Origin of the sequence: Mesorhizobium sp. M1A.F.Ca.IN.020.04.1.1, assembly GCF_003997315.1 — a bacterium.
In the GTDB taxonomy this organism is placed as follows: Bacteria; Pseudomonadota; Alphaproteobacteria; order Rhizobiales; family Rhizobiaceae; genus Mesorhizobium.
The window spans coordinates 38,985-44,984 of record NZ_RZSN01000027.1 but is presented as its reverse complement, the minus strand read 5'-3'; the positions used below and the strand labels follow the sequence as shown (position 1 = coordinate 44,984).

The following is a 6,000-nucleotide window of genomic DNA, read 5'->3' as shown; positions in this document are numbered from 1 at the left end:
TGGCTGTTTCGGGATCGGAAAGCGGCACGCGCTCGCCGGCGCGGATCACGGCCGGGTCGTAAGCTTTGCGCGCGAAGACTTCGAGCACGAGGGGCCGGAAGAACTCGATCGGCAGCGTCTCGTAGTCGGGATCGAAGCTCGACTGGTCCCAGCGCTCGCAGAACCGGGCGCAATCGTCGAAATAGAGATGGCCGGCGAAGCGGTCGCGGGCATACTGGTTGCCGCCCAAATGATGCGCGTAATAGAGGCGCTGGAAGTCGCCGTGCTTTTCGACAACCCAGGTGCATTGCTCGCGCACGAACGGCTTCAGGATGGTGGCGGCATATTCGTCATGATTGTAGGGCGCGTATATGTCGCCGATGTCGTGCAGCAGCGCGGAGACGATCCAGTCAGTGTCGGCGCCGTCGCGCCAGGCGCGCGTCGCCGCCTGCAGCGAATGGCCGAGCCGGGTGATCTTGTAGCCGGACAAACCTTCGTCCAGCTGCACCAGCGCGGAAAGCAGCCGATCCCCCGTCCTGGCGGCATAGTCGATCTCGTGGGCGGTCAGGAATTCATAGTCTTCCTTGTCGCCGTCCTTCATCGCGGTGAATTTGACGGTAGCCATCTCGACCTCCCGCTTTTCAATGTTGTTTGAGCATGATCTTTTCCGAACCGCAGGTCAGCGAAGCAAAAACCGGTTCCCCACTTTTCGGGGTCATGCTCATGCCGCGATCGGAGCCCGCTTGGTGAGGTTGAGCTTCTTGCGCACTTCCTCCGGTCCGAGCACGCGCGCACCGAGATTGGAGACGATGCTCACCGCGCGCTCGACGAGCTGCGCATTGGTCGCCAGCACGCCCTTGTCCAGCCACAGATTGTCTTCCAGCCCGACACGGACATTGCCGCCGGCCAGCACCGCCGCCGCGACATAGGCCATTTGGTTGCGGCCGATCGAGAAGGCCGACCAGTTCCAGGTCGACGGCACGTTGTTGACCATCGCCATGAAGGTGTTGAGGTCGTCCGGTGCGCCCCAAGGCACACCCATGCACAGTTGCACCAGCGCATCCGGCTTCAGCACCTGTTCCTCGACCAGCTGCTTGGCGAACCACAGATGCCCGGTATCGAAAGCCTCGATCTCGGGCTTCACGCCGAGCGCCGTCATCATGCCGCCCATGGCGCGCAGCATGCCGGGCGTGTTGGTCATCACATAGTCGGCTTCGGCGAAGTTCATCGTGCCGCAATCAAGCGTGCAGATCTCCGGCAGGCACTGGCGCACATGCTCCATGCGGTTGGTGGCGCCGCCCATGTCGGTGCCCTTCTCGTTGAGCGGCAGCGGCGCTTCCGGCGAGCCGAACACCATGTCGCCGCCCATGCCGGCGGTGAGGTTCAGCACCACGTCCACGTTCGCCTCGCGGATGCGCTCGGTGACCTCACGGTAGAGATGGACGTCACGCCTGGGCTTGCCGGTTTCGGGGTCGCGCACATGGCAATGGACGATCGCAGCACCCGCCTTGGCGGCCTCGATCGCCGAATCGGCGATCTGCTTGGGCGAGCGCGGCACGTTCGGGCTGCGGTCCTGCGTCCCGCCCGAACCGGTCACGGCACAGGTAATGAAAACCTCACGGTTCATCGCGAGCGGCATCGTCTTTCCTCCCAAATTCGATCAGCCATTGATGAAGCCGGAAACCGGCTTTGCTATGACGACCTGCGCCGAAGCTGGCCAAGCATGACCGACTTGCCGGAAACTGTTTTGCATTTTACGAAGTCACCATGACTAAAAGCGAAAAACCGACGATCTTTCGCGCCGAGCGGGAAACGCTCAAGGTGACGTTTCTGGTGTTCTCGGGCTCGTCGATCATGTGCGTGGCCTCGGCGGTCGACCCGCTGCGCGCCGCCAACCGCATTTCCGGCGAGACTTTGTTCGACTTCAAGCTGGTCTCGCTCACCGGGGAGGCGCCGGTGACGACCTGCGGCTTGCCGGTCGCCGTCGGCGGCCGCTTCGATGCCGCCGAAGCGACCGACATGCTGGTCGTCGTCGCCGGCTTCGGAACGCAGAACTATGCGACGTCGGCGTTGCTGGCCGGGTTGCGCCGCGCGGCGCGTGCAGCCCGCGCCTGCGGCGGCGTCGAGGCCGGCACCTGGCTGGTGGCGCGCGCCGGCCTGCTCGAAGGCCGCAGCGCCACCACGCATTGGGAAGACATGGAGGATTTCTCCGCCGCCTTTCCGGGCGTCGATGTGCGCCCCGACCGCTATGTCATCGACGGGCCGGTCTTCACCTCGGGCGGTGCCTCGCCCACCTTCGACCTGATGCTGCATCTGGTCCGCACCCGGCTCGGCATGGCGGCCGCGCTCGATGTGGCGAGCGTCTTCATCTACGATCAGACGCGCGCGGCGACCGACGCCCAGCCGCTGGTCTCGCTCGGCCGGCTCGACGGCTACGATCCGCGCCTGGCGCAGGCGATCCGGCTGATGGAAGCGCATGTCGATGAGCCGCTGACCATCGATGCCGTGGCCAAGCGCGCCGGCGTCACGGCGCGAACACTCGAGAGCATCTTCCGCAAGTCCATCGGCGAGACGCCGGGTGCCTATTATCTGCGGCTGCGGCTCGCCGCCGCCCGACGTCTGGTGGTCGACACGCGCATCGCCATGGCCGACATTGCCGGGCGTACGGGTTTTTCATCAGCCGCGGCGTTTTCCAGGGCGTTTTCCCGCGCGTTCGGCGAAGCGCCGGTCAGGCTGCGGCGCGGCTGATGCAGATCGGCCAAAAGCGCGCAGCGGTTTTGGGAAGCGGCATAGATCAAAACAAGGGATTCAAAGCGCGTCGCCTGAATCCGCTTCTGTGCGGCGCGCTTTGAGGATCCAGTCGGTAGCGGCCGCAAGGTCGTCGACCAGCGCCGTGGGAGGCGGATCGAAGCGCGTTTCATCGCCTGGGCAGTACTTGCCGGTCCGCACCAGCAGCCCCGCGCCAAGCCCGGCGCTGAGCGCGCCGGCGACGTCGCTCTCCGCATCGTCGCCGACCATGACTGCATCGGCTGCCGAGCAGTTCAAATCGTCAAGCGCCGCGAGGAAGAAGTCCGGCGACGGCTTGCCGAGCACGATAGGGCTTCGGCCGCTGGCGAATTCGAGCGCTGCCGCGAAGGCGCCGGCATCGAGGCTGAGCTCACCGTCGGCATCCTTGAAGCTGCGATTGGCGGCGAGAGCCAGAAAATCGGCTCCGGCAACAAGTTCGCGGAACGCTCGGTTTAGGCCGGCATAGTCGAAGGCCTCGCCGGCGTCGCCGACGACGACAGCGCGGCTCTTGCCGCCCTCCGAACCGGTAAACTCGGCTTCGAGGTTGGGATGGACGAGCAGGTGAGGTTGGCGGCCATGCCTTCGCAGCCATTCGACTGCGGCGCGCGCCGGCGTCAGCAATTCTTCATCACTGGCTTCGACGCCCAGCGCGGCGAGCTGCGCGATGATTTTATGGCGCGGCGAACGTGTCGTGTTGCTGACGAAGCGGAGCGGCAGTCCGGCCTTGCGCAAACGCTCGACCGCAGCCACAGCGCCTGCGATCGGGGTGTCGCAATCATAGACGACACCCGCGAGATCGAGCAGCACCGCGCGTATCATCGGTGCAGGATGGAGAAACAGTCTCCGTTCGTCAAACTGCCGAAAATACGCCCTCGGACACAGGGGCCGAAGAATCAGGCGGCGTCGCGGCCTTCGCGCACAATGCGCGAGCGCATGCTCTTGGCCAGCGCCGTTTCCAACCGCGCGGCGACCGCGCGATCCCATTCATTTGCTTCGCCGGCGCCATCCTTCGGATGCGGCAGCGCCATCAGCCGATCGATGATCGAACCAGCCTCGCCGGAAGAGAGCAGGGCGTCGATTTCGCGTTCGTGCTGCATACGTTTCGCCTCCTTCTTTCCTTCCCGCCGGATGTCGACAATATACGCGATTCGTGACGGCTGTTTGAAGGCAAGAGCGCGGCGATTGAGAGGCAGCGCGGGGCAAAACCTTGTCGTGTAGGTTCACCCCGCATGGAATGTAATTTCAGCTCTGCGGCGCTCGATTCGGGCGCCGCAGGAAAGCCTCAGACGTAGCGGTTGACGATGTTTTCAAGGAGCTCCTGCCGGCCGGAGCGCGGCTGCGGCTCGATCTTCTCCGTCACCACGCGTTCGGCGATCTCCTCCAGCGTACGCTTGCCGGAAAGCATCGCCTTGCCTTCGGCCGTGTTCCAGCCGGCATAGCGTTCGTTAAGCGGACCCGACAGCGCCTTGTCTCCGATCATCCTGGCCGCCGCCTTGAGCCCGCGCGCGCAGGCGTCCATGCCGCCGATATGGCCGATCAGCAGATCCTCCGGGTCGAGCGACTGGCGGCGCAGCTTCGCGTCGAAATTGGTGCCGCCGGTCTTGAAGCCGCCACCCTGCAGGATCTGGTAATAGGCCAAAGCCATCTCCGGCACATTGTTGGGGAACTGGTCGGTGTCCCAGCCGGACTGATAGTCGTTTCGGTTCATGTCGATCGAACCGAAAATGCCGAGCGCGTTGGCCAAGGCCAGCTCATGCTCGAAGGAGTGGCCGGCAAGGATCGCATGGCCCTGCTCGATGTTGACCTTCACCTCCTTCTCCAGCCCGAAGCGCTTCAGGAAGCCGTAGACGGTAGCGACATCGTAGTCGTACTGGTGCTTGGTCGGCTCCTGCGGTTTCGGCTCGATCAGGATCGTGCCCTCGAAACCTATTTTGTGCTTGTAATCCACGACGAGGTTGAGGAAGCGGCCGGCCTGCTCTTGCTCTCGCGCGAGGTCGGTGTTGAGCAGCGTCTCATAGCCTTCGCGCCCGCCCCACAGCACATAGTTCTCGCCCTTCAGCTTCTTGGTCACGTCGATGCATTTCTTCACCGTCGCCGCCGCATAGGCGAACACGTCCGGATCGGGATTGGTGGCGGCGCCCGCCATGAAGCGCCGATGCGAGAAAAGGTTCGCCGTGCCCCAGAGCAGCTTGACGCCGGTCTGGTTCATCTTGGCCGAAAAATAATCGGCGATCTCGTCGAGGCGCGCCGCGCTTTCGGAGAAATCCTTGCCTTCCGGGCGAACGTCGGCGTCGTGGAAGCAGAAATAGGGCACGCCGAGCAGCGAGAACAGCTCGAAGGCGACGTCGGCCTTCAGTTTCGCCAGTTCCATCGTGTCGATGCCGCCGGGCTTGGCGAACCAGGGTCGGTCGAAGGTCTGGCCGCCGAACGGGTCGCCCCCCTGCCAGGCGAAGGAATGCCAATACGCGACGGCAAAGCGCAGATGGTCCTCCAGCCGCTTTCCACCTACCACCTCGTCCGGATTGTAATATCGGTAGGCCAGTGGATTGGTTGAATCGGGCCCTTCATACTTGATGGTCTTGATGTCGCCGAAAAATCCGCTGCTCATGGTTTCCTTCCTCTCCAACTGCTTTCGCCGATTACCTCAGGCGTAATTGGTTTGGCGCTTCCGTGGGTCCAAAAGGGTCATGTCGAACGATCCAATGAAGGATGAAGACCATGACCGACCTCAACACAATCGCCCGCAACTACATCACCGCCTGGAACGAGAGCGATGCGGCGCGCCGCAAGGCCCTGCTCGAGGCCGCCTTCACCAGCGACGTCAGCTATCGCGACCCGATCATGCAAGGCGACGGCCACGACGGCATCGCCGCGCTGATCGACGGCGTGCAGCAGCAATTCGCCGGCTTCCGCTTCTCCCTGAAGGGTGAGCCGGACGGTTTTGCCGACCGCATCCGCTTTTCGTGGAATCTGGGCCCCGAAGGCGCAGAATCCGTCATCGAAGGCACCGATATTTGCGTCATCGAGAACGGCCGCCTGAAGAGCGTCACCGGCTTCCTCGACAAGGTGCCGGCGCAGCGAGGCTAACCGGGTAAGGGAGGCGCGAGGCACCCCCCTGTGGCCTGCCGGCCATCTCCCCCGCAAGCGGGGAGATCGGCTTTCATCTAGGATTTCCCCAATCTCCAACGCTGCAAAAGGGAGCGAGGCGCCCAAGCTGCCAATCTCCCCCCTTGA

General features: G+C 63.8%; 7 protein-coding genes. 2 read left to right on the top strand and 5 right to left on the bottom strand.

From position 1 onward, the window contains the following. Positions 1-604, bottom strand: a 604-nt coding sequence (locus EOA49_RS08830; RefSeq protein WP_127243121.1) for an HD domain-containing protein, incomplete at its 3' end; no start/stop codon positions are given. A gap of 96 nt (positions 605-700) precedes the next feature. Beyond that, positions 701-1,618, bottom strand: coding sequence for a 3-keto-5-aminohexanoate cleavage protein (locus EOA49_RS08825; RefSeq protein WP_066996067.1), 918 nt, complete (start codon positions 1,616-1,618; stop codon positions 701-703). 128 nt (positions 1,619-1,746) lie between these two features. Between EOA49_RS08825 and EOA49_RS08820 the strand changes: the two genes are divergently transcribed. Further along, positions 1,747-2,727 carry a GlxA family transcriptional regulator gene (locus EOA49_RS08820; protein WP_127243120.1) on the top strand — a complete coding sequence of 327 codons (981 nt, stop codon included), beginning with the start codon at positions 1,747-1,749 and terminating at the stop codon, positions 2,725-2,727. A 60-nt stretch (positions 2,728-2,787) separates the two neighbouring features. On the opposite strand, the gene EOA49_RS08815 is transcribed toward EOA49_RS08820, so the two are convergent. The 3 genes from EOA49_RS08815 to xylA all read right to left on the bottom strand — a co-directional run bounded on the left by EOA49_RS08815 (position 2,788) and on the right by xylA (position 5,374). Continuing rightward, positions 2,788-3,573: a TIGR01458 family HAD-type hydrolase gene (locus tag EOA49_RS08815; RefSeq protein ID WP_348626864.1), complete on the bottom strand. Its 786-nt coding sequence runs from the start codon at positions 3,571-3,573 to the stop codon at positions 2,788-2,790. Positions 3,574-3,659: 86 nt separating this feature from the next. Continuing rightward, complete coding sequence (locus EOA49_RS08810) at positions 3,660-3,863, bottom strand: hypothetical protein (RefSeq protein ID WP_066996194.1); 204 nt, start codon at positions 3,861-3,863, stop codon at positions 3,660-3,662. Between the two features lie 185 nt (positions 3,864-4,048). Continuing rightward, positions 4,049-5,374 carry a xylose isomerase gene (xylA, locus tag EOA49_RS08805; protein WP_127241165.1) on the bottom strand — a complete coding sequence of 442 codons (1,326 nt, stop codon included), beginning with the start codon at positions 5,372-5,374 and terminating at the stop codon, positions 4,049-4,051. Positions 5,375-5,484: 110 nt separating this feature from the next. On the opposite strand from xylA, the gene EOA49_RS08800 reads away from it, so the two are divergent. Then, a complete protein-coding gene (locus tag EOA49_RS08800) occupies positions 5,485-5,853 on the top strand; it encodes a nuclear transport factor 2 family protein (protein ID WP_127241164.1) in 369 nt (122 codons plus the stop codon). Positions 5,854-6,000: the final 147 nt, after the last annotated feature.

Bases quoted from the DNA above. Each gene is read 5' to 3' on its own strand.
- EOA49_RS08825 (WP_066996067.1), bottom strand. From the start codon at position 1,618: ATGCCGCTCGCGATGAACCGTGAGGTTTTCATTACCTGTGCCGTGACC.
- EOA49_RS08820 (WP_127243120.1), top strand. From the start codon at position 1,747: ATGACTAAAAGCGAAAAACCGACGATCTTTCGCGCCGAGCGGGAAACG.
- EOA49_RS08810 (WP_066996194.1), bottom strand. From the start codon at position 3,863: ATGCAGCACGAACGCGAAATCGACGCCCTGCTCTCTTCCGGCGAGGCT.
- xylA (WP_127241165.1), bottom strand. From the start codon at position 5,374: ATGAGCAGCGGATTTTTCGGCGACATCAAGACCATCAAGTATGAAGGG.
- EOA49_RS08800 (WP_127241164.1), top strand. From the start codon at position 5,485: ATGACCGACCTCAACACAATCGCCCGCAACTACATCACCGCCTGGAAC.